31 protein-coding genes are annotated in these 25455 nt (G+C 61.1%); 12 read left to right on the top strand and 19 right to left on the bottom strand.

The genetic code is table 11. From position 1 onward, the window contains the following. Positions 1-33 precede the first annotated feature (33 nt). Positions 34-1377 (top strand): metalloprotease PmbA, encoded by a 1344-nt coding sequence (pmbA, locus tag ACPW74_RS17830; RefSeq protein WP_279982030.1) that lies wholly within the window; start codon positions 34-36, stop codon positions 1375-1377. A 91-nt stretch (positions 1378-1468) separates the two neighbouring features. On the opposite strand, the gene murA is transcribed toward pmbA, so the two are convergent. Genes murA through mlaF form a run of 7 tightly spaced genes read right to left on the bottom strand, consistent with a single transcriptional unit; the run spans position 1469 to position 5990 of the window. Next, on the bottom strand, positions 1469-2725 hold the full coding sequence (gene murA, locus ACPW74_RS17825) for a UDP-N-acetylglucosamine 1-carboxyvinyltransferase (protein ID WP_182955646.1): 1257 nt from the start codon (positions 2723-2725) through the stop codon (positions 1469-1471). Between the two features lie 19 nt (positions 2726-2744). Continuing rightward, a complete protein-coding gene (gene ibaG, locus ACPW74_RS17820; protein WP_010675882.1) occupies positions 2745-3002 on the bottom strand; it encodes a BolA family iron metabolism protein IbaG in 258 nt (85 codons plus the stop codon). Further along, positions 3002-3274 carry an STAS domain-containing protein gene (locus ACPW74_RS17815; protein WP_042015861.1) on the bottom strand — a complete coding sequence of 91 codons (273 nt, stop codon included), beginning with the start codon at positions 3272-3274 and terminating at the stop codon, positions 3002-3004. Before ACPW74_RS17815 ends, ibaG begins: the two co-directional genes overlap by 1 nt. Next, on the bottom strand, positions 3271-3903 hold the full coding sequence (mlaC, locus tag ACPW74_RS17810; protein WP_279982026.1) for a phospholipid-binding protein MlaC: 633 nt from the start codon (positions 3901-3903) through the stop codon (positions 3271-3273). The genes ACPW74_RS17815 and mlaC overlap by 4 nt, the downstream gene beginning before the upstream one ends. A 2-nt stretch (positions 3904-3905) precedes the next feature. Continuing rightward, positions 3906-4403 carry an outer membrane lipid asymmetry maintenance protein MlaD gene (gene mlaD / locus ACPW74_RS17805; RefSeq protein WP_010675879.1) on the bottom strand — a complete coding sequence of 166 codons (498 nt, stop codon included), beginning with the start codon at positions 4401-4403 and terminating at the stop codon, positions 3906-3908. Between the two features lie 7 nt (positions 4404-4410). Beyond that, positions 4411-5190 carry a lipid asymmetry maintenance ABC transporter permease subunit MlaE gene (mlaE, locus tag ACPW74_RS17800; RefSeq protein WP_010675878.1) on the bottom strand — a complete coding sequence of 260 codons (780 nt, stop codon included), beginning with the start codon at positions 5188-5190 and terminating at the stop codon, positions 4411-4413. Further along, positions 5190-5990, bottom strand: coding sequence for a phospholipid ABC transporter ATP-binding protein MlaF (gene mlaF / locus ACPW74_RS17795; RefSeq protein ID WP_029314846.1), 801 nt, complete (start codon positions 5988-5990; stop codon positions 5190-5192). The genes mlaE and mlaF overlap by 1 nt, the downstream gene beginning before the upstream one ends. Before the next feature lie 206 nt (positions 5991-6196). Here mlaF and ACPW74_RS17790 point away from each other — a divergent pair, with 206 nt between their 5' ends. The 10 genes from ACPW74_RS17790 (at position 6197) to npr (ending at position 13008) form a co-directional block, all read left to right on the top strand. After that, entirely contained in the window at positions 6197-7192 is a 996-nt protein-coding gene (locus ACPW74_RS17790) for a KpsF/GutQ family sugar-phosphate isomerase (RefSeq protein WP_279982024.1), read from the top strand. Further along, on the top strand, positions 7192-7746 hold the full coding sequence (gene kdsC / locus ACPW74_RS17785) for a 3-deoxy-manno-octulosonate-8-phosphatase KdsC (protein WP_042864828.1): 555 nt from the start codon (positions 7192-7194) through the stop codon (positions 7744-7746). The genes ACPW74_RS17790 and kdsC overlap by 1 nt, the downstream gene beginning before the upstream one ends. Next, entirely contained in the window at positions 7743-8303 is a 561-nt protein-coding gene (gene lptC, locus ACPW74_RS17780; RefSeq protein WP_039040473.1) for an LPS export ABC transporter periplasmic protein LptC, read from the top strand. Before kdsC ends, lptC begins: the two co-directional genes overlap by 4 nt. After that, positions 8290-8808 (top strand): lipopolysaccharide transport periplasmic protein LptA, encoded by a 519-nt coding sequence (gene lptA / locus ACPW74_RS17775; protein ID WP_010675873.1) that lies wholly within the window; start codon positions 8290-8292, stop codon positions 8806-8808. The genes lptC and lptA overlap by 14 nt, the downstream gene beginning before the upstream one ends. 12 nt (positions 8809-8820) lie before the next feature. Then, positions 8821-9546, top strand: a complete 726-nt coding sequence (gene lptB / locus ACPW74_RS17770; RefSeq protein WP_010675872.1) for an LPS export ABC transporter ATP-binding protein — start codon at positions 8821-8823, stop codon at positions 9544-9546. 65 nt (positions 9547-9611) lie between these two features. Continuing rightward, positions 9612-11051, top strand: coding sequence for an RNA polymerase factor sigma-54 (locus tag ACPW74_RS17765; RefSeq protein WP_039040474.1), 1440 nt, complete (start codon positions 9612-9614; stop codon positions 11049-11051). A 20-nt stretch (positions 11052-11071) separates the two neighbouring features. Beyond that, on the top strand, positions 11072-11359 hold the full coding sequence (hpf, locus tag ACPW74_RS17760; RefSeq protein ID WP_005305957.1) for a ribosome hibernation promoting factor: 288 nt from the start codon (positions 11072-11074) through the stop codon (positions 11357-11359). Positions 11360-11361: 2 nt separating this feature from the next. Further along, positions 11362-11808, top strand: a complete 447-nt coding sequence (ptsN, locus tag ACPW74_RS17755; RefSeq protein WP_010675870.1) for a PTS IIA-like nitrogen regulatory protein PtsN — start codon at positions 11362-11364, stop codon at positions 11806-11808. 40 nt (positions 11809-11848) lie between these two features. Then, positions 11849-12715: an RNase adapter RapZ gene (rapZ, locus tag ACPW74_RS17750; RefSeq protein WP_010675869.1), complete on the top strand. Its 867-nt coding sequence runs from the start codon at positions 11849-11851 to the stop codon at positions 12713-12715. A gap of 20 nt (positions 12716-12735) precedes the next feature. Next, positions 12736-13008: a PTS phosphocarrier protein NPr gene (gene npr / locus ACPW74_RS17745; RefSeq protein WP_010675868.1), complete on the top strand. Its 273-nt coding sequence runs from the start codon at positions 12736-12738 to the stop codon at positions 13006-13008. Between the two features lie 15 nt (positions 13009-13023). Here npr and ACPW74_RS17740 read toward each other — a convergent pair whose 3' ends face one another. The 12 genes from ACPW74_RS17740 to ACPW74_RS17685 all read right to left on the bottom strand — a co-directional run bounded on the left by ACPW74_RS17740 (position 13024) and on the right by ACPW74_RS17685 (position 24035). After that, the gene (locus ACPW74_RS17740; RefSeq protein ID WP_425858416.1) at positions 13024-14928 is read right to left on the bottom strand and encodes a BglG family transcription antiterminator; all 1905 of its coding nucleotides are present in this window, start codon (positions 14926-14928) and stop codon (positions 13024-13026) included. 103 nt (positions 14929-15031) lie between these two features. Then, positions 15032-15772 carry a 2-dehydro-3-deoxy-phosphogluconate aldolase gene (gene dagF / locus ACPW74_RS17735; protein ID WP_045522210.1) on the bottom strand — a complete coding sequence of 247 codons (741 nt, stop codon included), beginning with the start codon at positions 15770-15772 and terminating at the stop codon, positions 15032-15034. Then, entirely contained in the window at positions 15772-16887 is a 1116-nt protein-coding gene (locus ACPW74_RS17730; protein ID WP_279982022.1) for a DgaE family pyridoxal phosphate-dependent ammonia lyase, read from the bottom strand. The genes dagF and ACPW74_RS17730 overlap by 1 nt, the downstream gene beginning before the upstream one ends. Then, the gene (locus ACPW74_RS17725; RefSeq protein WP_279982021.1) at positions 16871-18010 is read right to left on the bottom strand and encodes an amidohydrolase/deacetylase family metallohydrolase; all 1140 of its coding nucleotides are present in this window, start codon (positions 18008-18010) and stop codon (positions 16871-16873) included. Before ACPW74_RS17725 ends, ACPW74_RS17730 begins: the two co-directional genes overlap by 17 nt. A 190-nt stretch (positions 18011-18200) precedes the next feature. Continuing rightward, the gene (locus ACPW74_RS17720) at positions 18201-18851 is read right to left on the bottom strand and encodes a DUF4310 family protein (protein ID WP_041214029.1); all 651 of its coding nucleotides are present in this window, start codon (positions 18849-18851) and stop codon (positions 18201-18203) included. 11 nt (positions 18852-18862) lie between these two features. Continuing rightward, on the bottom strand, positions 18863-19639 hold the full coding sequence (locus tag ACPW74_RS17715; protein WP_279982019.1) for a DUF4311 domain-containing protein: 777 nt from the start codon (positions 19637-19639) through the stop codon (positions 18863-18865). 25 nt (positions 19640-19664) lie between these two features. Beyond that, positions 19665-19961 (bottom strand): DUF4312 family protein, encoded by a 297-nt coding sequence (locus ACPW74_RS17710; RefSeq protein WP_279982017.1) that lies wholly within the window; start codon positions 19959-19961, stop codon positions 19665-19667. After that, positions 19961-20326, bottom strand: coding sequence for an SFCGS family glycine-rich protein (locus tag ACPW74_RS17705; protein WP_049637185.1), 366 nt, complete (start codon positions 20324-20326; stop codon positions 19961-19963). Before ACPW74_RS17705 ends, ACPW74_RS17710 begins: the two co-directional genes overlap by 1 nt. Continuing rightward, positions 20327-20689, bottom strand: a complete 363-nt coding sequence (locus ACPW74_RS17700; RefSeq protein ID WP_103259449.1) for a transcriptional regulator — start codon at positions 20687-20689, stop codon at positions 20327-20329. Between the two features lie 308 nt (positions 20690-20997). Further along, positions 20998-22125 (bottom strand): outer membrane-stress sensor serine endopeptidase DegS, encoded by a 1128-nt coding sequence (gene degS / locus ACPW74_RS17695; RefSeq protein WP_010675858.1) that lies wholly within the window; start codon positions 22123-22125, stop codon positions 20998-21000. An 89-nt stretch (positions 22126-22214) separates the two neighbouring features. After that, on the bottom strand, positions 22215-23573 hold the full coding sequence (locus ACPW74_RS17690) for a Do family serine endopeptidase (protein ID WP_029314844.1): 1359 nt from the start codon (positions 23571-23573) through the stop codon (positions 22215-22217). A gap of 81 nt (positions 23574-23654) precedes the next feature. After that, positions 23655-24035, bottom strand: a complete 381-nt coding sequence (locus tag ACPW74_RS17685) for a YhcB family protein (protein ID WP_010675856.1) — start codon at positions 24033-24035, stop codon at positions 23655-23657. A 139-nt stretch (positions 24036-24174) separates the two neighbouring features. Here ACPW74_RS17685 and zapE point away from each other — a divergent pair, with 139 nt between their 5' ends. Next, positions 24175-25269: a cell division protein ZapE gene (zapE, locus tag ACPW74_RS17680; RefSeq protein WP_279982015.1), complete on the top strand. Its 1095-nt coding sequence runs from the start codon at positions 24175-24177 to the stop codon at positions 25267-25269. Positions 25270-25455 lie beyond the last annotated feature (186 nt).

Genomic DNA, 25455 nt, shown 5'->3' with positions numbered 1-25455 from the left:
GCTTAGCCCCTTCCCTTCATACAGATGTGAGTTATGGACCAGCAAGATCAAATCCGCCAGGATCAATCCCATCTCGAGGCCGTGGTCGCCGAGGCCCTTGAGATAGCGAAAGGGCTGGGCGCGGGGCTTGCCGAAGTCTCCATCAGCAAACAGACAGGCCTTTCGGTGAACACACGGGGCTGCGAGCTGGAAAGCATCGAATTCAACAAGGATGGCGCACTCGGCATCGCCGTCTATCGCGACGGTTGCAAGGGTTCCTCCTCCACCACGGATCTGACCAAGCCAGCCATTCGCGCCGCTGTGGAAGCGGCCATGGAGATCGCCCGCCACACCTCTCCCGATGACTGCGCCGGTCTTGCGGATGCGGATCTGCTGGCCTGGGATGCCCCGGACCTGCAACTGTGCCACCAAATCGAGCTGGATCCCCAGCGTGGCATCGCGCTGGCCATCGAGTGCGAGCGGCTGGCCCTGGGGCGGGATGCCCGCATCAAGCACTCTGACGGAGCCAGTTTCTCCAGCCACCTGGGCGTCAAGGTTTATGGCAACAGCCACGGCTTCGTCAAAGGCTATGCTGCATCGCGCAACTCCCTGAGCTGCGTACTGATCGGCGAGCAGGATGGCGACATGCAGCGCGACTACGGCTACTCCTCCAGCCGCTCCCTGGACGGGCTGTGGAGCCCCCAGCGCATCGCTGACGAGGCGGTGGAGCGCACTGTTTCCCGCCTGGGGGCTCGCAAGATCAGCACCCGCCATGCCCCTGTGCTGTTCCACCCCGATACCGCTGCCGGTCTGTGGGGCCATCTGGTGATGGCCATCAGTGGGGGGAACCTCTATCGCAAGTCGAGCTTCCTGCTGGACAAACTGGGCAAGCAGATCCTGCCCGAGTGGCTCACCATCCAGGAGTTCCCCCACTTGCCGGGAGGACTTGCCAGCACCCCGTTCGACGGGGAAGGGGTTCGCACCCGCGACATGGACATCATCCGCAACGGCGAGCTGATGAGCTGGCTGCTCACCTCCTACTCCGCCCGCAAACTGGGCCTGACCACCACGGGCCATGCCGGGGGTATCCATAACTGGCAGGTTTCCAATACCGACCAGGACTTCCAGGGCATGCTCAAGGAGATGGGCACCGGGCTGCTGGTGACCGAGCTGATGGGGCAGGGGGTCAACATCGTCAATGGTGATTACTCCCGCGGCGCAGCCGGTTTCTGGGTTGAAAATGGCGAGATCCTCTATCCTGTGGAGGAGATCACCATTGCAGGCAATCTGGCCGACATGTTCAGCCATATCGTGGCGGTGGGCAGTGATGAGGATGAGCGTTCCAGCCTCAAGACCGGCTCCGTACTGGTCGAGCAGATGAAACTGGCGGGGCACTGATCCCCTCCGTCCGATCTGGTACACGGCCATGAAAAAGGCCCCCTCGCTTTGCGAGGGGGCCTTTTTATCGTCGGCTCATGGTGAAGCCAACTTATTCCTTGATGCGCTCGATGCGACCACCCAGGCCTTGCAGCTTGTGCTCGATGTCTTCGTAGCCACGGTCGATGTGATAGATGCGATCGACGATGGTGGCCCCTTCGGCCACGAAGCCGGCCAGCACCAGGCTGGCGGAGGCGCGCAGATCGGTCGCCATCACCTGGGCACCCTTGAGCTGCTGGGTGTCGCGGCAGATGGCCACATTGCCCTGCAGTTCGATGTCGGCACCCATCCGTACCAGCTCGGGCACGTGCATGAAGCGGTTCTCGAAGATGGTCTCGGTGACCATGCCGGTGCCCTGGGCGACCGCGTTCAGCACGGTGAACTGTGCCTGCATGTCGGTCGGGAACGCCGGGTAGGGGGCGGTCTTGATGGTGACAGGTTTCAGGGTGCGACCTGTCATGTCGAGGGTGATCCAGTCGTTACCCTTTTCAATCAGGGCGCCAGCCTCTTCCAGTTTGACCAGTACGGCTTCCAGCAGGCTGGGGTCGGTGTTGCGGCAGGTGATCTTGCCACCGGTCACGGCGGCGCCCACCAGGAAGGTGCCGGTCTCGATGCGATCGGGCTGCACGCTGTAGCTGCCACCGTGCAGACGTTCTACGCCGTCGATGGTCAGGGTATCGGTGCCGGCGCCCTGGATCTTGGCGCCCAGCGCGTTGAGGAAGTTGGCCAGATCGACCACCTCCGGCTCACGGGCGGCGTTTTCGATCACGGTGCGACCGTCAGCCAGGGTGGCGGCCATCATCAGGTTCTCGGTACCGGTCACGGAAACCATGTCCATCAGGATGTGGGCACCTTTCAGGCGGCCGTCGACGCGGGCTTTGATGTAGCCCTCTTCGATGACGATCTTCGCGCCCATCAGCTCCAGGCCGTGGACATGCAGGTTGACCGGGCGGGCACCGATGGCACAGCCGCCGGGCAGGGAGACGTCTGCTGCACCGAAGCGGGCTGCCAGCGGGCCCAGGGCCAGGATGGAGGCACGCATGGTCTTCACCAGCTCGTAGGGGGCGACATGATTGTTTACCGCACCGGTCAGCACGGTCACGTTGCCGTTGACCTTGGTGGTGGCGCCCAGCATCTCCAGCAGCTTGAGGGTGGTACCCACGTCTTTCAGGCGCGGTACGTTGGAGAGTTGAACCTCTTCGTCACACAGCAGGGTGGCAAACAGGATGGGCAGGGCGGCATTCTTGGCGCCGGAGATGGTCACTTCACCGGAGAGGGTGCAGGGGCCGGTGATCTTGAATTTGTCCATGGTTTACTTCTTTACCAAATCAGGAGGGCAGCTGGAATTTACGCTCGCGTTTCCACTCGGCGTCGGTATAGGCCTTGATGGAGAGAGCGTGGATCTCGTTGGTGGCGATCTTGTCCATCAGCGGGGCATAGATGGCCTGTTGTTTCTTGACCCGGCTCATGCCGTCAAACATGTCGCCGACGGCGATCACCTGGTAGTGACTGCCGTCCCCTTTGACATGGACTTCGGACAATGGCAAAGCCTCGAGGAGTATCGCTTCAATTTCAGAGACTTGCATTATGAGTCCTCAGTTGTGAGCGGGGTTGAATGAAAGAGGCTGGCCACCCCGTAGAGGTTGGCCAGCGTATGGAAATCGTTGGAGGCACCCACCAGTGTCGGAGTGGCACCCCGTGCCAGTGCCGCCTTGGCCCACTTGACCAGCAGGGCAAGGCCGGCGGAATCCAGGGTAGTGACGGCATCGAGTTCGAGCCGGTCGTCCTGCCACCAGTCGGCGCGGCGTTGCCACAGATCGTTGACCTGCGGGGCCTGCAAGTCACCGCTCAGGATCATGACTTGATCACCAGCGGCTTGGCGTTGTGTTCACGCAGCTGGGCGATCACCGCATCGATACCGTTCTGGCGGATGAGGCCACCCAGCTCGTTCTGCTTGGCAGAGAGCAGGCTGATCCCTTCGGCAACCATGTCGAAGGCTTTCCACTCGCCGGTCTTGTTGTTCTTGCGCAGCTTGAACTCGAGGAAGATGTCCGGCTTGCCGGCCTCTTTCACGCTGACGTTGACGGCGGTGATGTTGCTCTCGGCGGCTTTGCCAGGCTGGACCTTGACGGTCTGCTTGTCGAAGTGTGCCAGGGCGTCCGCGTAGGAGCTCACCATGTACTCGGTGAAGACGTCGACAAAGGCGTCACGCTGGGCAGGGGTCGTCTGTTTGATCTGGTTGCCGAGCACCTTGTAGGCGGCGAAGCGGTTGTCCACGTAGGGCAGCAGCTCCTCGCGGATGATGACGCGCAGGTGATCGGGGTTGCTCTTCACCTGGGCCTGATCGGCCTTCAGGCGGGCAAAGGTCTGCTGGGCGGCCTGATCCACGAGGGCATAGGGGTCCGAAGCATTGACATCCGCACGGGCGACGAGGGAGAACAGCATGCTGGTCATCAGACCCAGCATCAGGGCGATCTTCTTGAACATGGTTACTCCTTGGTTGCGGGTGTGTTGGCTGGGGAGGACTGGCTGTAGAGGAACTTGCCAATCAGATCTTCCAGCACGATGGCGGACTTGGTGTCTTCGATCATGTCGCCATCCTTGAGCATGCTGGTGCCCATCTCCTCATCGCTGAACCCCGGTGCCAGACCGATGTACTGCTCACCGAGCAGGCCAGAAGTCAGGATGGAGAGGGTGCTGGTCTCGGAAAACTCGCCGGCACTCTTCTGCATCTGCAGGGAAACGATGGGGACCTGGCTCTTGGGATCCAGGGTGATGTCGCTGACACGACCGACGACGACGCCGCCGACCTTGACCGGCGAGCGCACTTTCAGGCCGCCGATATTATCGAAATGGGCGCGCAGGGTATAGGTTTCTCCTTCCGGTTTGAAACTCAATCCCGCCACTTGCAGTGCCAATGCCAGAATGGCCGCGATGCCAGCCAGCATGAAGGCGCCAACCAGAAATTCTACTTTGCTGAACTTCATCTTTCCCTTATCCAAACATGACTGCGGTGAGTATAAAATCCAGACCGAGCACGGCCAGGGATGAGTGAACCACGGTACGGGTGGTCGCCTGACTGATCCCGGCCGAGGTCGGTTTGGCATCATAGCCGTTGAAGAGCGCTATCCAGGTCACCACCAGGGCGAAGATCAGGCTCTTGATGGCGCCCTGCATGATGTCGTCCTGCCAGTCGACGGAGGCCTGCATGGCGGACCAGAAACTGCCTTCGTCCACCCCCAGCCAGTCGACACCAACCAGCTTGCCGCCAAAGATGCCGATGAGGCTGAACATGAAGGCCAGCAGCGGCATGCTGATGACCCCGGCCCAGAAGCGGGGCGCCACGACCCGACGCAGCGGATCGACCGCCATCATCTCCAGGCTGGAGAGCTGCTCGGTGGCCTTCATCAGGCCGATCTCGGCGGTGAGGGCGGAGCCCGCACGACCGGCGAACAGCAGGGCTGTGACCACAGGGCCCAGCTCACGGAGCAGGGAGAGGGAAACCAGAGGCCCCAGGCTCTGCTCTGCGCCGAAATCCTTCAATACGTTGTAACCCTGCAGGGAGAGCACCATGCCGATGAAGAGGCCGGACACCAGTATGATGGCGACGGATTGCACTCCCACCACATACAGTTGCTGCACCAGCAGCGGGAAGTGCTTGCGTGGCTGCGGCCGTCCTGCCAGTGCATGAAACAGCATGATGGTTGCCCGGCCGACGGCGTTGATGAAACGCACACCGCTGCGGCCCAGCTTGCTTATCTGACTTGTCAACATCACAGATCCTGTAGCAGGTCGCCTGCCGGAAAATGAAACGGAACAGGACCGTCGGGCAATCCCTTGAGGAACTGCTCGACTTCGGGATTGTGCTCCTCGCGCAGCTGCTCCGGTGTGCCGTGTGCCACTACCTTGCGGTTGGCGATGATGTAGGCGTAGTCGGCGATGCTCAGCACTTCCTTCACGTCGTGGGTGACGATGACGGAGGTGATGCCGAGTGCATCGTTGAGCTCCTTGATGAGCTTCACCAGCACCGCCATGGTGATTGGGTCCTGCCCCACGAAGGGCTCGTCATACATGATGAGATCCGGATCCAGCGCGATGGATCTCGCCAGGGCCGCGCGACGCGCCATGCCACCGGAGAGCTCGGACGGCATCAGCTTGGCCGCCCCGCGCAGACCGACAGCCTGCAGTTTCATCATGACGATGGTGCGGATCAGCTCTTCCGGCAGGCCGGAGTGCTCCCGCAGCGGGAAGGCCACGTTGTCGAAGACGGTCATGCCGGTGAACAATGCGCCACTCTGGAACAGCATGCTCATCCGTTTACGCACTTCATACAAGCGTGAACGGGAGAGCGTGGGAACGTCTTCCCCGTCAAACAGGATGTGACCGGACTCAGGCTTGAGCTGGCCCCCGATCAGGCGCAGCAAGGTGGTCTTGCCGATCCCGCTCGGACCCATGACGGCGGTGACCTTGCCACGGGGAATGGTCAGGTTGATCCTGTCGTACAGCAGCCGATCCCCGTGACTGAAGGTCAGGTCGGAGATGGTGATCAGGTCATCGTTCAAACAATTGTCCATCCGGTATAAATGAAGAGCGAATTTTATGGGCTAGTCTAGGTCTAAGCAACAGCGAGGAACAACTATTGAGCGGGTTTCCCCCCCAAGTACGCGACAGTTTTATGTAACAACCTGCGTCAATGACCGCCCATTCCGCATCCGATTCGCTTATCTCGGCAGACTTTTTTATAATCCCGCAGCAAATTTCGGCCCGGAGCTGTGCCTTTATGTCTGTAAAGCCTGAAAAAGTGTCTGAATTGTTCGATTTCCGTCGCAGCGCCCGAGCGGTGCTGGACATAGAAAAACAAGCCATTGATGGACTCTACAAGTACCTTGACGAGGCGTTCGAGCGCGCCTGCGAGATGGTGCTGCGCTGCGCCGGCAAGATAGTGGTCACCGGCATGGGCAAGTCGGGTCATGTCGGCAACAAGATAGCCGCGACCCTGGCCAGCACCGGGACGCCGGCCTTCTTCCTGCACCCTGGCGAGGCGAGCCACGGGGATCTCGGCATGATCTCCGGCGGCGATCTCATCATCGCCATCTCCAACTCCGGCGAGAGTGACGAGATCCTGGCCCTGCTGCCGGTGCTCAAGCGCCGCGGGATTCCGCTCATCTGCATGACCGGCAATCCGGCTTCCACCATGGCGAAAGAGGCCAACGTGCACCTGTGCATCAAGGTGGAGAAAGAGGCCTGCCCCCTCGGTCTGGCCCCGACATCCAGCACTACCGCCACACTGGTGATGGGGGACGCGCTGGCCGTGGCCCTGCTGGAGGCCCGTGGCTTCACCGCCGATGACTTTGCGCTGTCGCATCCGGGCGGGTCCCTCGGCAAGCGGTTGCTGTTGCGAGTGGGCGATCTGATGCACAGCGGCGAGCTGTTGCCCAAGGTGGGGATAGATGCCACCATCAGCCAGGCGCTGCTGGAAGTGAGCCGCAAGGGGCTCGGCATGACGGCGGTGGTGGACGATCAAGGGCTGCTTGCCGGTCTGTTCACCGATGGTGACCTGCGCCGCATTCTGGACCTGCAGGTGGACATCCATCACACCCCCATCAGCCGCGTCATGACGGTGAACTGTGTTACCGTAGGGCCTGAGATGATGGCGGCAGAGGCCGTCAAGCTGATGGAAACCAGGAAAATCAACGGGTTGTTGGTCGTGGATGGGGAGAGACACCCGCTGGGTGCCTTCAACATGCATGACCTGCTGAAAGCCGGAGTAATTTGATGCAAGACGTACCGACCCTCTATGGTCCGGTGACGCGCAGCCAGTACGAGAAGGCGGCGCAGATCCGCCTGCTGGTGTGCGATGTGGATGGGGTGCTCTCCAACGGCTTCATCTATATGGGCAATAACGGCGAAGAGCTGAAGACTTTCTGCACCCGTGACGGTGCCGGCATGCGTGCCCTGCTCAATGCGGGCATCGAGATTGCCATCATCACGGGGCGAAACTCCCGCATCGTCAGCGATCGCATGAAGAGTCTGGGAGTCCAGCACCTGGTGCAGGGGGCAGACAAAAAGCTGCCCCACTTCGAGGCCTTGCTGACCAAGCTCGGGCTGGATGCATCGCAAGCCGCCTATATGGGAGATGACACCATCGATCTGCCGGTGATGCAGGCTTGCGGCCTGGGTATCGCCGTTGCCGATGCCCATCCGCTTGTGCTGGCGAAGGCGGATCTGGTGACGCGGCTTGGCGGTGGCGTCGGGGCCGTGCGCGAGGTGTGCGACCTTATCTTACAGGCCCAGGGATTGGCTGACTATCAACCCGAGGCGTCGCGATGAACAAACAGACTGTGCTGTTCGGCCTGCTGTTTCTGGCTGCGCTGGCGGCCTGGCAGCTGGGGGAGATCGAGCTGGTCCCCGAGCCGACCACCAAGACGGAAAATTTTCAACCGGACTTCACCGCCAGAGAGTTGGTGACGACCCGTTTCAACGAGCAGGGCAAGCGCACCGAGCGGCTGGAATCCGAATATGCGGAGTACTACCAGGTGCTCGAGCAGGCCACTTTCACCAAGCCGGTGGTCTACATGTTCGATGACAAGGGCGCGGCCGAATGGAAGCTGACGGCCGAAACCGGGGTGCTCAACACCGATGACAATGTGATCCTCCGTGACAAGGTGCATCTGGACGGTCTGCTGCCCGCTTCCTTCATCTCCACGCTGGATACCTCCTATCTGGAGCTGGATCTGGTGACGCAGGGGATGAGAAGCAACCAGCACATCAGCATTGTGGGCCAGGAGTTCCAGACCGAGGGCGTTGGCCTCAAGGGTCACCTGGAACGTAAATATTTCGAGTTACTGGATAAAGGCCATGCCACTTATTTCAATGAAAAACGTTAATCTGGCCCTCACGGCCCTGTTGCTGTGCGGTTCCCTGAATGCCAAAGAGTCCGACTTTGCCGAGAAGGTCTATGTGGATGCGGTCAAGCAGGTGGCCGAGATGCAGGACAACCGCATTACCTTCAGCGAGGATGTCATCATCACCCAGGGCACCATCAAGATTAAGGCCGACAAGGTGGTGGTGATCCGCTCCGGCGACAAGGGCGCCGAGGTCATGACCGCGTATGGCAACCCAGCCACCTTCTTCCAGGTGCTGGACAACGGCAAACCGGTCAATGCCCATGGCAACAGCATCCGCTACGAGCTTAAGAACCGGCTGGTGACCATCACCGGCAATGGCCAGCTCAAGCAGGAAGACAGCCAGGTGACCGGCGATCTCATTCGCTACGACATCGTCAAGCAGAAGATGATTGCCGAGAGCAAGGGACCCACCCAGCGCGTCAAGACGGTGTTCCTGCCGGATCAGGTGGAGAACTTTGACAAACCCGCCGATCAGAAGAAGTAGGAAACAACAGCCATGGCAGTGTTAAAAGCAACGGGTCTGCAAAAGAGCTACAAGCGCCGCATGGTGGTCAGCGATGTGAGCCTGGAGGTGGGAACGGGCCAGATCGTGGGCCTGCTCGGCCCGAACGGCGCGGGCAAGACGACCTCCTTCTACATGATCGTGGGCCTGGTGCAGCGGGATGCCGGCCTCATCACCATCGACGAGCAGGACATCAGCCTGCAGCCCATGCATATCCGTGCCCGCAATGGCATCGGCTATCTGCCTCAGGAGGCCTCCATCTTCCGGCGCCTGTCGGTGTTCGACAACTTGATGGGGGTCATGCAGACCCGCAAGGGGTTGAGCCGCGAAGAGCGGGAGGATAAGGTCGAACAGTTGCTGGAAGAGTTCAATATCACCCATATCCGCGACAGCCTGGGCCAGAGCCTCTCGGGTGGGGAGCGTCGCCGGGTGGAAATCGCCCGGGCGCTGGCGGCAGAGCCGAGATTCATTCTGCTCGATGAGCCTTTCGCAGGTGTTGATCCTATTTCTGTCATCGATATCAAAAAGATCATCCAGCATCTGAAAGAACGCGGGTTGGGTGTGCTGATAACGGACCACAACGTCAGAGAGACGCTGGATGTGTGCGAGAAGGCCTACATCGTCAGCCACGGCAAGATGATTGCCGAGGGCGCGCCGGCCGATATCCTCGCCGATGAGCAGGTCAAGCGCGTCTATTTGGGCGATCAATTCAGTCTATAGTAAGGGGGCACCCCTCATTTTTGTTAGGTGACTGCCTCGCTGAACATAAGGATATCCCGACGTAGATGAAGCCGACATTACAGTTGCGTCTCGGTCAGTCCCTGACCATGACGCCACAATTACAACAAGCGATTCGTCTGCTCCAGCTCTCCACCCTGGAACTCCAGCAGGAAATTCAGCAAGCGCTCGACAACAACCCCTTGCTGGAGCAAGAGGAGAACGAGGCGCAGGAAACCAGTCAGACAGAGACACAGGACGCCAGTCAACTCGACTCCAGCGATGCCATGGCCCAGGAGAGCATGCCGGATGAACTGCCGGTGGACACCACCTGGGACGAGGTCTACTCGGCCGGTACGGCCCAGAGTGCAGGCCCCATCCATGACGGGGAAGACAGCGTCTATCAGGGGGAGACCACCGAGAACCTGCAGGACTACCTGCTGTGGCAGATGCGGCTCACCCCGTTCAGTGATGTGGATGCTGCCATCGCGCTTGCCATCATCGATGCCATCGACGAATCCGGGTATCTGACTGCCACCCTCGAGGATATTCAGGCTGCAGTCAGCAGCGAGGAGGTAGAAGTCGAACTGGATGAGATCGAAGCCGTGCTCAAGCGGGTGCAGCATTTCGATCCGGTCGGCATCGCCGCCCGTTCGGTGCAAGAGTGTCTGCTGATCCAGCTCGGCCAGTATTCGCCGGACCTGCCCTGGCTCGACGAAGCCAGAGAGGTGATCCGCGAACACATGGACCTGCTCGGCAATCGCGACTACCGCACCCTGGCTCGCAAGACCCGGCTCAAGGAGAGCGATCTCAAGGAGGTGCTGGATCTCATCCAGCAACTGGAGCCCAGACCCGGCAACGGCATCATCCAGAGTGAATCCCAGTACGTGATCCCGGATGTGTCCGTGGTCAAGAAGGGCAGCAAGTGGGTGGTTGAACTCAATCCGGATTCTGCTCCGCGCATCCGTGTCAACGAGGCCTATGCTGCCATGGCGCGCAATGCCCGCAGCAGCACGGATACCCAGTTCATCCGTTCTCATTTGCAGGAGGCCAAGTGGTTCATCAAGAGCCTGGAGAGTCGTAACGACACCCTGCTCAAGGTGGCCAGCTGCATCGTCGAGCAGCAGCAGGGCTTTTTCGAGTACGGCGAAGAGGCCATGAAACCCATGGTACTCAACGACATCGCGGAAGCGGTGGAGATGCATGAGTCGACCATTTCACGGGTCACGACCCAGAAGTACATGCATACGCCCCGCGGCATTTTTGAACTGAAGTTTTTTTTCTCCAGTCACGTCAATACGGAGGGAGGAGGAGAGTGCTCATCGACCGCTATTCGCGCCCTGATCAAGAAGCTGGTGACGGCGGAAAACCCCGCCAAGCCGCTTAGTGATAGCAAGATCGCGGATTTGCTGGCCGAACAGGGTATTATGGTGGCGAGACGCACGATCGCAAAGTACCGTGAATCCTTGTTGATCCCGCCATCCAATCAGCGCAAACGCCTGGTTTAGGCAAACAAAAGGAAGACGTTATGCAAATTAACCTGACCGGACACCATGTCGAGATTACCGAAGCTCTGCGTGATTATGTGAACAACAAATTTGCCAAACTCGAGCGTCACTTTGACCATATCAACAACGTACACGTGGTGTTGAGCGTCGAAAAACTGAACCAGATCGCCGAAGCCAAGCTGCATGTCAGCGGGGGAGAGGTGTTCGCCAATTCGCAGCATGCCGACATGTATGCGGCGATTGATACCCTGCTGGATAAACTGGATCGGCAGATCATCAAGCACAAAGATAAGTTAAATCAAAAATAACTATGCAACTTGAACACATACTGAGTCGGGACTGCACCAAGAGTGCGGTCCCTTGTACCAGCAAGAAACGCGCGCTCGAGATCATCAGTGAACTGGCCGCAGAGCGCCTTGGCGCTTCCCGCCAGGTCCTGTTTGAAAGCCTGCTGGCGCGAGAAAAGATGGGTAGTACCGGGATCGGAGCCGGTATCGCCATCCCCCACGGCCGGATTGACGACGCCTTCGCGCCGACCGCCGTGTTGATGACCTTCTCCGAGCCCATCCCTTTCGATTCTATCGACAATCAACCGGTTGACCTGCTCTTTGCATTGCTGGTGCCGGAAAGCGAGTGCAAGCAGCACCTCAAGACTCTTTCCCTGATGGCATCCAAACTGGGTGACAAGGCCGTCTGCCGCCAGCTGCGCCAGGCGACCAGCGACGAAGAACTCTATCAGATCATGACGTCGGCCTGAGGCCGGGTCTGACACAGCCACGTTGGCGTGAGGGGACAAGATGCAGTTAATAGTAGTAAGCGGTCGTTCGGGCTCCGGCAAGACGGTGGCCCTGAGGGTGCTCGAGGATCTCGGGTACTACTGCGTGGACAACCTGCCGGTCAACCTGCTGCCCCAGTTGATCGTGTCGGTGGAGAGCCAGTATGACAAGCTGGCGGTCAGCATCGACGTGCGCAACCTGCCTGCCCAGGCAGACAGGCTGGAGAACCTGCTGAGCCAGGTGCGCAACGAGGGGCGAGTCAAGTTTTCGAGCTTCTTCTTCGATGCGGACAACGCGACCCTGCTCAAACGCTACGGTGAGAGCCGCCGTCTGCACCCTCTGTCCCGCAACAAGCTTTCGCTGGACGAGGCGATCCGGGAAGAGACCCACCTGCTGGCACCGCTCTCCTCGACCGCCGACCTGCGCATCGACACCACCAACCTCAGCATTCACGATCTCAGCGAGCTCATCAAAACCCGGGTGCTCGGCAAGAAAGAGAACGAGCTGGTGCTGGTGTTCGAGTCATTCGGTTTCAAGTACGGCATTCCCAAGGATGCGGACTTCGTGTTCGACGCCCGTTTCCTGCCCAACCCGCACTGGATCCCGGAGCTCAAGCCCTTCACCGGCAAGGATGAGCCCGTAGCCAACTACCTCTCCAGCCAGCCGGATGTCATGCTGTTCATCCAGCAGATCGAGAATATGCTGGGGACCTGGTTGCCCCACCTGGAGCGCAACAATCGCAGCTATGTGACCGTCGGGATCGGCTGTACCGGCGGACAACACCGCTCGGTGTTCATCGCCGAGCGGCTGGCCAGCGCATTCCGGTTGCTTGGCAAGAACGTGCAGATCCGCCATCGCACGTTGGACAAGCGTTCAAACCCCGCCTGACAGATCCACAGGATGCTCAGATGACCGTTTCCGCCTCGGTAGAAGTCAAAAACAAGTTAGGCATTCATGCGCGACCGGCCATGATGCTGTTCGAGCTGGTGCAGGGGTTCGATGCCCACGTGTTGCTGCGCAACGAAGAGGGAGTCGAGGCCGACGCGGACAGCGTGATCGGCCTGCTGATGCTGGACTCCGCCCAGGGCAAACAGGTGGAGGTGCAGGTGGAGGGCCCCGAAGAGGTGGAGGCCCTGGCCGCCGTGGTGGCGCTGTTCACCTCGGGCTTCAATGAGGAGTAATACGCCTCGGCGTGCTCAAGGTGCGCTGCGAGCCAGCGCCTTGAAAGCGGCAAAATCCCGACAAGCCAGCAGACTTCTGCTGGCTTTTTCGTTCATCAGTGCCAGAAACAGATCATAAAGTCCCATGGCTTCCTCATAATCCGCCTTGGCGATGGCCAGCACGAAGATGAGGGTAGCGCTCTCGCCGTTACCCCAATCGATCCCCTGGGGGGCCAGCACGTTATAGACCAGGGTGCGGCGCGCCAGCAGGCCGAGGGAGTGGGGCAGAGCGATGCCGTCCCCCAGCATGGTTGAGACGATCCGCTCCCGCTCCTGCAAGGATCCCCGGAATCCGCTCTGCACCAGATCCTCCGCCTCAAGCTGGCTGCAGATGCGATCAAACAGCGCCCCCTGGCTGATGGGTTCATCAAGCACCATGAAGTGGTCGGCATCGAAATACTTGTCGAGCAGATAGGGACGGGTGCGATCGACGAGCACCAGCTTGCCGAGCTGCTCCAGCTGGTATTGGGTCGGGAAGGGGGAGACCTGCACCACGGGAGCATTCTTCTCGCTCACCTTGAGGGTGCTGATGACGAAATCCTGCTCGACTCGTACCAGTCCCTCATAGTCCCGCACCGACTCCAGCGTGGTCAGCTGCAGTTGGGGGTATTCCCGCCGGATGCGTGCTTCCAGCACCCGGAAGGTGGCGTTGCCCGCATCGCACAACAGCAGCGCCTGGGGGCGCCGGGTGTAACCGATGTCGTAGTGGCGCTCCAGGCCGACCCCGATGTGGATCACCAGGTAGCCGATCTCGTGGTGGGTCAACCGGTAGGGGGTCTGCCTGATCCACTCAGAGATGGCCGCCAGGGTGATGTCGTAGGCGAGGGGGTAATACTGCTTGATGTGGTCCGCCAGGGGATTGTGGCTGCCAATCTGGTATTTGACCCGCAGCAGCATGGCGCCGATATGGGTCTGCAGGTCGGCTCGCAATTGCGGGTCGCCGCGCAGGTCATAGGGGTAGTGGTGGTGGATGTAACCCAGCAGGTGCGCAGTCAGCTGCTCGCTCTCGGCCGCCATGGCCGGGCTGAGCAGGGGCGTCTCTGCAGTGAGGCGAGCCTGGATCTGGATGGCGAGACAGGCGATCTCTTCCTGCCCCGGTGAAGTCAGGGTCGGCAGCTCGGCATAGATGTCGCGGGCCACCACTGCCAGGGGCGGGGTGATGTCGTCGCTGGCAAACTGGCGCAACTCATGGCCAGACGCCTGGCGAAGCAGGGCGACGGCACAGTAGACGGTGACTTGCTGCAGGCTCTCGTCGGCCAGGCGCAGCTGATGGCGACCGAGTTGCTCGTGAATGTGGTTGCCCACTACCTCCAGCGTCTTGCTGGGGCAGAGGGTGGGCAACAGGCTCTGGAGCGGATGCTGGTGCAGCAGCTCCTGGCAGAGCAGTTGGGTGAGGCAGGCGCGGATCGCCATCTCGCTTCCCGCAATGCGCATCCCCACTCTGGGTTTGCTGTCGATGGTGAGCCCGAAGTGGGCGAGCCGCTCCCGCACCTCCGTCATGTCCCCTTGCAAAGCCGCCCGGCTCAGATACCAGGTGTCCGCCAGCTCGTCGAGCTTGATCCCCTGTTCCGCCGTCAGCAGCAAGACCTGGAGGTGCAGCACCCGCTCGCGGCTGGTGCGAGGCAGAGGGCTCTCCTGCCCCTGCGCGGCCAGCAGCGCATCGAACAGTCCCTGATTGTAGATCTTGAGCTGGTAACCGCTGCCCCGCTGATGGATCAGGTGGGCGCCCCGGGTGGCAATGAGCTCGTTCAGGGTTGCCACGTCGGTACGCACCGTGCGGGTGGAAACATTGAGACGGCGGGCCAGCTCCTCCTGTGGCAGAGGCTCGGCGTGAAGCAGGGCGAGCAGTTGCTGGAGTCTGGGGTGGGGCAGCTTGGTCATGAGGGGGTGAGGACTCCTGTCGCGCATGGTGGGTCGATGTTAACAAGGGGGTCATTAACAAGCCAGGCACCGCCCAGTGATCGGACCGGTGCCTGTGGGATTGTTATGCCAGCAGTGCCTTCACCATGGCGAGGAGGGTACGCACATCCTCGGGGCGGGTCTGGCCACTGACACTGTCGATGATGGAGCTGTAGACATGGGGGATCACCTTCTCGACTCCTGCCTCCAGCGCGATCCGCACTATCTCCTCGAAGTTCTCAAGATCGATGCCGCCGGTGGGCTCCAGCCAGAAGCCGTGGCGGGCACAGGCCTCGGCCACTGCCTGATATTCGGCGCGGCAGGCGAGTCCCCCCATGGGGAAGAACTTGACCGAGCTGCCGCCCATGTCCTTGAGCAGGGCAATGGCGGTGTCGATGGGGACGATGCCGTCAGCCTGCTGTGCGCTGAGGGGGCCGGTGGAGATCTTCACCATGCCGGGGATGCCGGTGGGGGAGACAAGGCCATTGACGAGGGTGTCAGCTTGACCGAGCAGCGCCCGGCTGGCCCCGACCCCGGTGAACACCTGATTGACATGCTGGGGCTGCAACTGGCGGGCCAGCTCGGCCACCATGGCGGACTGGCGCGGATCACCTGCTCCCAGCCCGATGGAGAGGGCGTTGTCGATAAGCTTGGCGTAGGCCTGCATGTCGGCGACGGCAGAGGGAATGTCCGGGTAGTTCTTGGAGAGCACACCGACCAGGACGTGGCCCTCGGCAGCCTCATAAATGTCGACGGCATTCTCTTTGGAACCTGCCAGCACGTTGAGGCAGACCCGATCGCGGTAGTAATTGGGGGTAAGAGACATCAGTTGTTCTCCTGAGCGAGGTGGGCAATGGCGGAGTGGATCTGGTCGAGCTGGGGCAGGGTGACGCTGCGCACGTCTATCTCGATATGCCCCTCGTTGGCCTTGTAGCCGCGGCAGTAGATGGCGGGGGTACCCTGTTGCAGACGGGAGACCACTTCCACCGTGGTCATGCCGATCTGCTGGTGGTCGAAGGCGATGTCGGTGCGGGCGATGTCGCGCCCCGCGCTGTCCCACACCACCTTGGCGCTGACGCCGGGCAGCTGGTTGAGGCGCTCGATGAAGGGGGTCATCTTGGCGACCATGGCGGTGCCGCTCTCCTTCTCTTTGGCCAAGTAGCGCTCGATGGCGTGGGTCAGGCCGAGGATCCCCTCCTTGCCCACCTTCATGGCACGGCCGATGCCGTTGGCCTGCTGCTTGACCCACTCAACATACTGACGCCTGCCGAGCACCAGGCCGCTGGTGGGCCCTTCGATGGCCTTGGCGCCGCTGTAGATGACCAGATCTGCACCCTGGTTGTAGTAGAGACGCAGATCCTCTTCGGCCGCTGCATCGACGATGAGCGGGATCCCGTGGGCCTTGGCCACCTCGGCCGCCTCGGCCACCGACAGAATGCTCTTCTGCACGCAGTGGTGGGACTTGATGTAGAGGATGGCGGCGGTATTGGCATGGATGGCGGCGGCCAGCTGGGCGGGTGAGCACTCGTTGGCGTAGCCTGCCTCCACCACCCTGCCGCCCCCCAGGTTGACCATGGTGCCGACGGGGGCACCAAAGTTCACGTTGTGGCCCTTGGGCAGCACGATGTCGCTCGGCACGTCGTGGGCATGAGCATGCAACTGCTCGAGGCGATAGGGGTCGCCGCGCACGATCACGGCGGCCACCGACTGGGCGATGCCGGCGCTGGCGCAGGAGACCACTACCGCATCTTCAACGCCCAGCAGATCGGCCAGGTAGGCGCCGGTCTTGTTGACCAGATCCTTCACCTCGAAGTAGTGGCCGAGGCCGAAGTTGACCGCGTCGACCACCTCCTGCTCGGGAGTGGATACGCCGAGGATGGTCATGCGCCCGGAGGCGTTGATCACCGGTTTGAGCCGGTATTTCTCATACACAGAAGGCATGGTGTGATTTCCCGTAGTGAGTCAGAACCAGTTCGCCGCCCACCAGGGCGGCGAGAGGGAGCAGTTGCCGGTCACCGTTGCGGGAGCCGGCCTCGGTATCGGTAAAGAGAGTGGGGCCGCAGCTCACCTCGAACAGGGTGATGTCTGCATCGGCGCCCACCTCGAGTCGCCCCTTGCCGGGTAGGCGCAGGGCATCGGCGGCCTGGTGAGTGACGCAGGCGAGCACCTGCTCCAGGGTCATGCCGATGGCGAAGAACTTCGACATCACGTGGGCAAGGCTGTAGACGGGCCCCTTGATGCGGTTCTTGCAGTAGATGTCTGAACTGATGGTGTGGGGCAGGATGCCCTGGGCAATGGCCAGCTCCGCCACTTCGAAGCTGAAGCTGGCGCCGCCGTGGCCGATGTCGAGCAAGAGTCCCCGCCGCATCGCCTCGCGCACCGCCTGGCGCAGTTCACCCGCAGGGGTCAGGATGCGGTTGGGCTTGCCGTTAAAGCAGTGGGTCAGCAAATCGCCCTCCCCCAGCAGGGCGACGATCTCGTCCAGATCCGGCGGCGTGTTGCCCACGTGCACCATCAGTGGCAAGTTGCCATTGGCCTGCTGGATCTGCTTGGCCATGCGCAGGGGTTGCAGACCGCTTTCACCCACCACGCTGCCGCTCATGCGCGCCTTGATGCCGACGATGAAGCCGGGATGGCGCCGGATGGCCGCCTGGGCGAGGGCGGGATCGATGTCTGTCGGATCCGCCAGCTCGTTCTGGCGCAGCAGGCCGATGCGGGAGATGTTGAGCAGGGCGTGCACCCGGGTCTTGCAGGTGGCGGCTATGCGCTGGAAGTCGTCCACATCATCGGCTCCGGTGCTGCCGGCGTCGATGACGGTGGTGACACCGGACGCCACCCCCACCTTGTCCGGCTCATCGTGATAGAGGGGGGAGGCGGGGTAGCAGTGTGTGTGGCCGTCGATCCAGCCGGCGCTCACATGGACCTGCCCGCCCAGAGTGAGGGTTTGCTTCGCCTCCGTGCTCTCTGGCAGCGAACCCAGCGCCGCTATCTTGCCATGCTTGATGGCGACGTCGACAAGCTGCCCGTTTCCCAGGCGTCCCGCCCTGATGATCATGTCGTACATGCTGATATCCCTCTTGGAACCTGCTTGTGCTCTTACTGCGAGGGCGCTTCCAAGGCTCATGTGCTGCTCGCGTAGTTGTAACCAGGAGTTCTCACGTCTCCGGCCCCTGCACTGCTCTTCACCTTGCTGACGACCTTTCGCGACAGAGCGCAAACAGGTTCTTGAATGCCGCCGAAGAGACGGCCTTGGATTAAGCCAGGGCGATGGGGAAGAAGGTCCCGAACAGCATGGCCCCCAGAATGGCGCCACCCGTGATGGGCTTCTCCCAGATGTAAAACAGCAGGGCACCCAGCAGGGAGCCTATCCCGATGGGGATGGAGGCGCCCATGGCGGAGAGGATGATGAGGGGACCGAGGAAGCGGCCGGAGCTGTTGCCAGCCCCCATCATGACGTCCGCCCCGTAGGTGGAGTTGCTCTGGTTGATGGTGAACTTGCGCGCCAGGATAATCACGTAGCCGATGGCCATCCCAATCCCCATGCCGGTGATCAGGGAAGCGGTGAAGTTTTCCACCGGATAGATGATGCCGGCCCCCAGCAGCAGGGCGGGCACTCCGAGGCCGACTCCGGTCTGGATGGCGCCGCCGATGTCGAGGATGCCCACCAGGGAGCCCTCGATGATGCGGGCGAACAGGAAGCTGGCACCGAAGGCGGCGACTGCACCATAGGCCCCCGTGTCCATGCCGGCCTTGAGCATGGCAACGAAGGCCACCTCGTTGAATGCGCCGACCCCGTAGAGGTAGAACATGTGGGTACCGGCGAAGACGCCGGAAGAGAGCAGACCGACAAAGATGGGGAAGGACCAGTCGGCATACCAGAAGTTGTTTCTCAGTTTCTCATCCATGGTGTGCTTCCTTATTTGCCGCTCATGAGGTTGTGGACGTTTTCCAGCCACAGGGGAACGCCCATGTGGAAGGATTCAATGAGTTTCATGTCAAAGCCGCGGAAGAAGCCGCTCAGCACGAACAGCAGGACGATGGCACTCATCATCACCTTGGTGACGTGGTTCCAGCCGCTCTCTTCCACCCCCTTGCCGATCAGGATGCCAAGCACCAGGCCTGGTACCGCGTTGCCCATGATGAGCTGGGCCAGACCGCCGAAGATGGTGGCCCAGAAGCCGGACTTCTTGCCTGCCTCGATGGCGGCCAGCCAGAAGATCACCGGCATGACGGTGTTGACCAGCAGGTTGGCGGCGGGCACCAACACCTTGACCGCGGTCACCTGCAGGGCGGCAGGTACGGCGGCGGCGGTGCTGTTGAGGAAGGCGACCACGATGGCACCAATGATGCCGCAGGCGATGGCCATCTTTTTGGGATCATGGAGGGTGGTGGCGAGATCCCGGTTCTTGACCATCAGGGCCGCTGCACCCCAGTTCGGCAGGATGCGGTGATCCACGTCCTGAGTGAAGGCGCCGGCCGCGACCGTGGAGGCCCAGGCGTTGAAGAAGAAGCCCAGACCGAACGAGAAGTGGGATGCGGGGTCCCCTTCGCAGGAGTTGAGCTCGCCCAGGGTACGGAACGCGCCCATCCCCTGCACGGTCGGGGCGTGGAACATCCGCGCCGCGCCAGCCCCCACCCCGACGCCTACCAGGCCGCCGATGATGAGTGACTTCATCAAAATGATTAGAAACATCCAACTTGTCCTTTTGGTTGTGGGGTCAGGCCCGGGTGAAATCCACCTTGTCGACATCCAGGCTGGTGACCTTGACGGTGATTGCCAGCCGGACCCGGAACTCGTGGCGCTGGCGTGGCAGGAGGAAGAACAGGAACTTCTCCACCCGTACCGACTCCTCGGCCTCGAGCACCTCGACCTCGAGGGGGTCGATGCGCAGCATCACCTTGGGGCTCTCCTTGAGCAGGCTGGGTTGCACCTGGCTGAGGGCTGCTGCGAACGCCTGCTGGCGAGTCGCCCCCTTGCCGTTGACCGTGATCCGGGTGGTGAAGTGTTCTTTCATCAGGTGCGCCCGTGTTTCTTGGCGAAGGCTTCGATCAGCTTCTGGCCCAGCTCTTCCTTGTCCATGAAGCCGAAGCCCAGTACCACGCACCCCTCGTTGATGGCGGTGACACCCTCCTCGATGGATCGCATGCCGTAGCGGCACTTGTAGCCGTACTTGGTCTGGGCCGTGATGGCGCCCGCGCCACCGCTGCCGCAGAAGGAGATGCCAAGGTCGGCCTGCTCCTTGTTCATCACATCACCGAGCTTCATGTCGGCGGCCATGCCGGGGATGACGGTCACGGTGGCGCCGGCGGCTTCTGCGCCCGCCCCCACTTTCTGACCCTTGCCGAGACGATCTCCAATCACGAGTTTGATGGCAGTCATTTAGCGTTCTCCTTTTACTGAGCTGAGTTCGTTTTCTTTGGCCACTTCAAAATGGACGGACAAGAGGTGTGCCTCCTCGTAGGCGAGGCGGTCGAGCCAGGCAACGACCTGCTCTGCCAGGCGCAGGGAGAGGGGGGAGATCTCCTCGAACAGGCTGAGGTCGACCTCCGGCAGGGATTCCCCGCTGTAGGAGCGCCACACCATGGCTTTGACGTGGGAGGCCAGCATCTGTTGCTGCACGTCGTTGGGGCATATGCCCTGATCCGCCAGCAGGTTGTGAATGCGGGCCAGGGTCAGGTCGGTCTTGCGCAGCAGTGCCGGGCTGTCCGGGGTCAGGGGGGCGTCATGGGTGTCGGTATTCAAGGTCTGCTCTCCAGGCTGGCAGAAAGGATGGGATCACCATAAAGCGGAGGAGAGTGCGGGAGGAGGCAGGTTTTTTCCGATTCGAAGTGGAAATCCGGAGGGAAAGGCATCAAAAGAAGCCCTTTTGGTGATCAAGAAGAGGAAAGGAGCGGACTGGCGGCAAGGGAGTGTGATCGGTGGCGGGTTTTGACTGCGCCTTCGCCCGATCGTTTATTGGCGCAATGTGTGAGCTGTCTCACGCACAGGTGGGCGCCGGAGGAAAGCGGGCACAAAAAAGGGCCCTGTCGGGCCCTGCGAGGATCCGCCTCTCAGGTGGCGGGTGCCGCACTGCTGGTCGGCAGGGTCTGATTCTGGTAGCGCAGGTCCTCTTCGATGATGACATCGACGTCCAGCGGCTTGCCGTTGCGGATCACCGAGATGGTGAGCTTGGTGCCGGGGCGGCTCTCTACGATCTTGTCCATGACGGGACGCACGCCGGTGATGGCCTCTCCGTTGATCTTGAGCAGCACATCCCCACGTTTGAGACCGGCCTTGGTGGCTGGGCCATTGGGATCCAGGCTCTCCACCACCAACCCCTGCAAGTCCCCCAGGTTCAGCATGCGCGCGACGATGGGATTGATCTCGACGCTGGAGATGCCGAGGTAGCCGCGGATGACCCGACCGTTGGCGATCAGCTCGTCCATGATGCGCTTGGCCAGCTTGTAGGGGATGGCAAAACTGATGCCATAGCTCTCCTGATTGCCGTTGAGGTGGTAGGCGGCGGTATTGATGCCCACCAGATCGCCACGGCCATTGACCAGGGCGCCTCCGGAGTTGCCCTCGTTGATGGCGGCATCGGTTTGCAGCAGATCCTGTCTGCCATTGCTGTCCGGCCCCATGCTGGAGAGGCCGATACGCCCGGTGGCGCTGATGATGCCCTGGGTGATGGTCTGGCCGACGTTGTAGGGGTTGCCGATGGCGAGCACCACGTCTCCCACGTCCGGCAGACGATCCGGGTCCTGAGGGATCACCGGCAGGTTGTCCGATTCGATGTAGAGCACCGCCAGATCGGTCAGTTTGTCGGTGCCGACCAGCTCTGCACTGAACACCCGACCATCTTGCAGGGCGACGATGATCTGGTCCGCATCGGCGATGACGTGATAGTTGGTGAGCACGTGACCGCGCTGGTTCATGATGACGCCGGACCCCAGCCCCTGGGGTCTGAGTTCGGCTTTTTCACCGCGATTGCCGGCGAAGCTGCGGGTGTAGATGTTGACGACGGCAGGGCCGGCGCGATGGGCCGCGTAGGAGAAGCTCAGCTCGCGGGCGTTGGTGATGAGGCCCGGCAGGGGAGCGCCGCCGCGAAAATTGGGAAACACCAGCAACAAAAGCGCAGCCATGGCGAGGCCAAAGCCGACGGACTTGCCCAAGTAGCTGATCAGAGGTGGGATTTTCATGTCTTTCTCGTCCGTACAGGCTGCGGGCAGAGAATAACATTATCGATGGATAAAAATCACCCGCGGCGGTTGCCGCGGGTGTGAGGGGCTTAACGGATCACCAAATAGAGCGAGGAGTCGCCGCGCTGAATGTTCAGCGCCAGGACTTCCGGCTTGTTTTTCAACACCTTGGTCAGTTCACCCATGGAGTTGATGCGCTGGCGGTTGACTCCGATGATGATGTCACCCTTCTGCAGGCCGGAGGCGGCTGCCGGTGAGCGGGGATCGATGTCGGAGACGGCCACGCCGGTCACGGGGTCCGTGATGGTGCTCAGCTTGGCCCCTTCCAGGGCCGGATGCAGGGCGCTGGCCAGGATCTCGCTGTCATCCGCCTTCTTCAGGGTGACCTTGACGGTCTGCTCCTTGCCGTCACGAATGAGGCCGAGCGAGACCTGCTTGTCGGCCCCCATGGTGGCGATTTTGGCACGCAGCTCGCCGAAGGAGCGGATGGGCTTGCCATCGATGCTGATGATGATGTCGCCTGCCTTGATGCCTGCCTTGGCGGCAGCGGAGTCAGGCATGACCTGGTTGACGAAGGCACCGTCCTTCTTGTTGTAGCCGAAGGTCTTGGCGATTTCGCTGGTGAGCTCGGTGCCGGTAATCCCCAGCTGGCCACGGCGCACTTCGCCGTATTTCACGATCTGCTCGGAGAGATCGCGCACCATGTTGGACGGGATGGCAAAGCCGATGCCGATGTTGCCGCCGTTGGGGCCCAGGATGGCGGTGTTGATGCCGATCAGCTCCCCGCGCAGGTTGAGCAGGGCGCCGCCCGAGTTGCCGGAGTTGATGGCCGCATCGGTCTGGATGAAGTTCTCCAGATTTTCGATGTTGAGGCCGCTGCGACCCAGGGCGCTGACAATGCCGGAGGTGACGGTCTGGCCCAGGCCGAACGGGTTGCCGATGGCCAGCGCGTAGTCACCGACTCTCAGCTCGTCGGAGTCGGCGAACTTGATCTGCACCAGATCCTCGGCCTTGATTTGCAGCAGGGCGATATCCGACTGTTTGTCTTCCCCTATTTTCTTGGCTGCATACTCACGGCCATCCTTCAGGTTGACCTTGATCTCGTCCGCCTCGTGGACCACGTGGGCGTTGGTGATCACGTAGCCTTTCTTGGCATCGATGATGACGCCGGAACCAAGCGCCTGGAAGGGCTGCTCGCTCACCTGCTCGTCAGGCATGTTGGGGCCGAAGAAGAAGCGGAATTGTTCCGGCAGGCGCTGGCGGGTGATCTTCTTGCCAGAGACGGAGATGTTGACCACGGCAGGGGTCACCTGCTCGAGGACGGGGGCCAGGCTCGGCATCTCCTGGTTGTTCGCCATCAGGGGCAGTGCGGCCTGCGCCGGTGCTGAGGACATGGCGATACCGACACTGAGGGCTAAGACACTGAATACAGAAAGAGATTTACGCATATGAGAAACAGCTCCCAGAAAAAGTTGCAGTGCAATCGTCAAGGTCTGACCACGATAAAGCGTAATTAGTTCAACCGACGATCAGCCCGGCTGTTTGAGCAGGCCGGACGCACCGGCGTAATCGCGGGGAGGAAGGCCCGGCTCCTCGCTGTTGGCGGCATCGCCTGTTTCTTCCACTTCGGGTTCGCGGAACAGTGGTTCCTGTACCTTGGCCAGGAACTTGCTCTGTTCCGCCATGTGGCGATAAAGGGTTTGGTACTGTTCGGCCAGTTGCTCCATCAGGGCGGCGCTGTCGGCGAAGTGGGTGGTGATCTGCCCCTGGTAGCTTTCCAGCTCCTTGTGGGCTTTTTTCAGCTCCTGTTCCAGGCGTCCGGCATCCCGGCTACGGACAGAGAAGCGGCCGATCAGCACGCCGATGATCAGGGCGGCGATCGCCAGCAGGATCCCGTTAAACAGAGTCATAGAAGCTCCTTGTTACAGCTAACACGATGAATTTGAAGCGGTCGGATGGACCGCAACGCCTCGTTGGCACTATACCGTGCCCCCCGAGAGCGTGATACCATTTTGTCCCTCATTCAGGGACTTGGAGGCGGTTTACAGGATGACCCCGCAGCAAAAATATCAGCAGGATTTGCAGCGCCCCGGCTTTGTGGCCGATCCGGCCCAGGCCATGGCAGTCGCCCGCCTGGAGCGACTCTATCAGGATCTGTGCGCAAGCCCGACTCCGACCAGATCCCGTGGCCTGCTGGGTTGGCTGCAAAAGCCGAAAACCCGTGACCCCGTCCAGGGGTTATATATGTGGGGCGGTGTGGGCAGAGGCAAGACCTGGCTGATGGATACTTTTTTTGAGAGCCTGCCGGGGGAGCGCAAACTGCGCATCCACTTCCACCGTTTCATGCACCGGGTGCACGATGAGCTCAGAGGGCTGACCGGTCAGTCCGATCCGCTCAAGCTGATCGCCCGCAAGCTGGCCGACGAGACCGACGTCATCTGCTTCGACGAGTTTTTCGTCTCGGATATCACGGATGCCATGCTGCTCGGCACTCTGTTCCAGGAACTCTTTGGCCATGGCGTGGTGCTGGTGGCCACATCCAACATCCCCCCTCAGGATCTCTACCGCAACGGGTTGCAGCGTGCTCGCTTCCTGCCTGCCATCGCGCTTATCGAGCGCCACTGCGAGGTGATCAATGTCGATGGCGGTGTCGATTACCGGCTGCGAACCCTGGAACAGGCAGAGATCTATCACTTCCCGCTGGATGATCAGGCCAGGAGCAACCTGGATCGTTATTTCAGCCAGTTGACCGGGATTGGGCAGGTGACTGCCGCCGCACTGGAAATCAACCATCGCCAACTGGGTGCACTGGGCGTGGGGGAAGGGGTGCTTTATATGGAGTTTGAACAGCTGTGCTGTACTCCACGCTCCCAGGGCGACTACATCGAATTGGCCCGTGAGTTCCACACCGTCCTGCTGGCCAATGTGCAACCCATGGGCAGCGGCACGGATGACGCGGCCCGCCGCTTCATCGCCATGGTGGATGAGTTTTATGAACGGCACGTCAAGCTCATCATATCGGCGGCGGTCCCCATGACCGGGCTCTATGGCGAAGGCTTGCTGAATTTCGAATTCAAGCGTTGCCTTTCACGGCTTCAGGAGATGCAATCGCACGAATACCTTGCCAGAGTGCACCTTCCTTAGTCACAATACCGCGCCTGCCAGTCGGATGGGCATCTGCGGCAGGTAGGGTCGGGCGACATTTGCTAGCTTCATGGCAGTGAAATTAGCAGGTGATATTTAAGGCAACTTCACTTATAATCGCCCGGCCCACGTTACAGCTGTCGATAAGACAGCAACACTTTAAGCTTTACTTGTATTCGAAGGGGT

Source organism: Aeromonas sp. INTO2, from assembly GCF_049860605.1.
Classification (GTDB): domain Bacteria; phylum Pseudomonadota; class Gammaproteobacteria; order Enterobacterales; family Aeromonadaceae; genus Aeromonas; species Aeromonas caviae.
This window is presented reverse-complemented; position numbering and strand designations above follow the sequence as displayed.

Bases quoted from the DNA above. Each gene is read 5' to 3' on its own strand.
- pmbA (WP_279982030.1), top strand. From the start codon at position 34: ATGGACCAGCAAGATCAAATCCGCCAGGATCAATCCCATCTCGAGGCC.
- murA (WP_182955646.1), bottom strand. From the start codon at position 2,725: ATGGACAAATTCAAGATCACCGGCCCCTGCACCCTCTCCGGTGAAGTG.
- ibaG (WP_010675882.1), bottom strand. From the start codon at position 3,002: ATGCAAGTCTCTGAAATTGAAGCGATACTCCTCGAGGCTTTGCCATTG.
- ACPW74_RS17815 (WP_042015861.1), bottom strand. From the start codon at position 3,274: ATGATCCTGAGCGGTGACTTGCAGGCCCCGCAGGTCAACGATCTGTGG.
- mlaC (WP_279982026.1), bottom strand. From the start codon at position 3,903: ATGTTCAAGAAGATCGCCCTGATGCTGGGTCTGATGACCAGCATGCTG.
- mlaD (WP_010675879.1), bottom strand. From the start codon at position 4,403: ATGAAGTTCAGCAAAGTAGAATTTCTGGTTGGCGCCTTCATGCTGGCT.
- mlaE (WP_010675878.1), bottom strand. From the start codon at position 5,190: ATGTTGACAAGTCAGATAAGCAAGCTGGGCCGCAGCGGTGTGCGTTTC.
- mlaF (WP_029314846.1), bottom strand. From the start codon at position 5,990: ATGGACAATTGTTTGAACGATGACCTGATCACCATCTCCGACCTGACC.
- ACPW74_RS17790 (WP_279982024.1), top strand. From the start codon at position 6,197: ATGTCTGTAAAGCCTGAAAAAGTGTCTGAATTGTTCGATTTCCGTCGC.
- kdsC (WP_042864828.1), top strand. From the start codon at position 7,192: ATGCAAGACGTACCGACCCTCTATGGTCCGGTGACGCGCAGCCAGTAC.
- lptC (WP_039040473.1), top strand. From the start codon at position 7,743: ATGAACAAACAGACTGTGCTGTTCGGCCTGCTGTTTCTGGCTGCGCTG.
- lptA (WP_010675873.1), top strand. From the start codon at position 8,290: ATGAAAAACGTTAATCTGGCCCTCACGGCCCTGTTGCTGTGCGGTTCC.
- lptB (WP_010675872.1), top strand. From the start codon at position 8,821: ATGGCAGTGTTAAAAGCAACGGGTCTGCAAAAGAGCTACAAGCGCCGC.
- ACPW74_RS17765 (WP_039040474.1), top strand. From the start codon at position 9,612: ATGAAGCCGACATTACAGTTGCGTCTCGGTCAGTCCCTGACCATGACG.
- hpf (WP_005305957.1), top strand. From the start codon at position 11,072: ATGCAAATTAACCTGACCGGACACCATGTCGAGATTACCGAAGCTCTG.
- ptsN (WP_010675870.1), top strand. From the start codon at position 11,362: ATGCAACTTGAACACATACTGAGTCGGGACTGCACCAAGAGTGCGGTC.
- rapZ (WP_010675869.1), top strand. From the start codon at position 11,849: ATGCAGTTAATAGTAGTAAGCGGTCGTTCGGGCTCCGGCAAGACGGTG.
- npr (WP_010675868.1), top strand. From the start codon at position 12,736: ATGACCGTTTCCGCCTCGGTAGAAGTCAAAAACAAGTTAGGCATTCAT.
- ACPW74_RS17740 (WP_425858416.1), bottom strand. From the start codon at position 14,928: ATGACCAAGCTGCCCCACCCCAGACTCCAGCAACTGCTCGCCCTGCTT.
- dagF (WP_045522210.1), bottom strand. From the start codon at position 15,772: ATGTCTCTTACCCCCAATTACTACCGCGATCGGGTCTGCCTCAACGTG.
- ACPW74_RS17730 (WP_279982022.1), bottom strand. From the start codon at position 16,887: ATGCCTTCTGTGTATGAGAAATACCGGCTCAAACCGGTGATCAACGCC.
- ACPW74_RS17725 (WP_279982021.1), bottom strand. From the start codon at position 18,010: ATGTACGACATGATCATCAGGGCGGGACGCCTGGGAAACGGGCAGCTT.
- ACPW74_RS17720 (WP_041214029.1), bottom strand. From the start codon at position 18,851: ATGGATGAGAAACTGAGAAACAACTTCTGGTATGCCGACTGGTCCTTC.
- ACPW74_RS17715 (WP_279982019.1), bottom strand. From the start codon at position 19,639: ATGTTTCTAATCATTTTGATGAAGTCACTCATCATCGGCGGCCTGGTA.
- ACPW74_RS17710 (WP_279982017.1), bottom strand. From the start codon at position 19,961: ATGAAAGAACACTTCACCACCCGGATCACGGTCAACGGCAAGGGGGCG.
- ACPW74_RS17705 (WP_049637185.1), bottom strand. From the start codon at position 20,326: ATGACTGCCATCAAACTCGTGATTGGAGATCGTCTCGGCAAGGGTCAG.
- degS (WP_010675858.1), bottom strand. From the start codon at position 22,125: ATGAAAATCCCACCTCTGATCAGCTACTTGGGCAAGTCCGTCGGCTTT.
- ACPW74_RS17690 (WP_029314844.1), bottom strand. From the start codon at position 23,573: ATGCGTAAATCTCTTTCTGTATTCAGTGTCTTAGCCCTCAGTGTCGGT.
- ACPW74_RS17685 (WP_010675856.1), bottom strand. From the start codon at position 24,035: ATGACTCTGTTTAACGGGATCCTGCTGGCGATCGCCGCCCTGATCATC.
- zapE (WP_279982015.1), top strand. From the start codon at position 24,175: ATGACCCCGCAGCAAAAATATCAGCAGGATTTGCAGCGCCCCGGCTTT.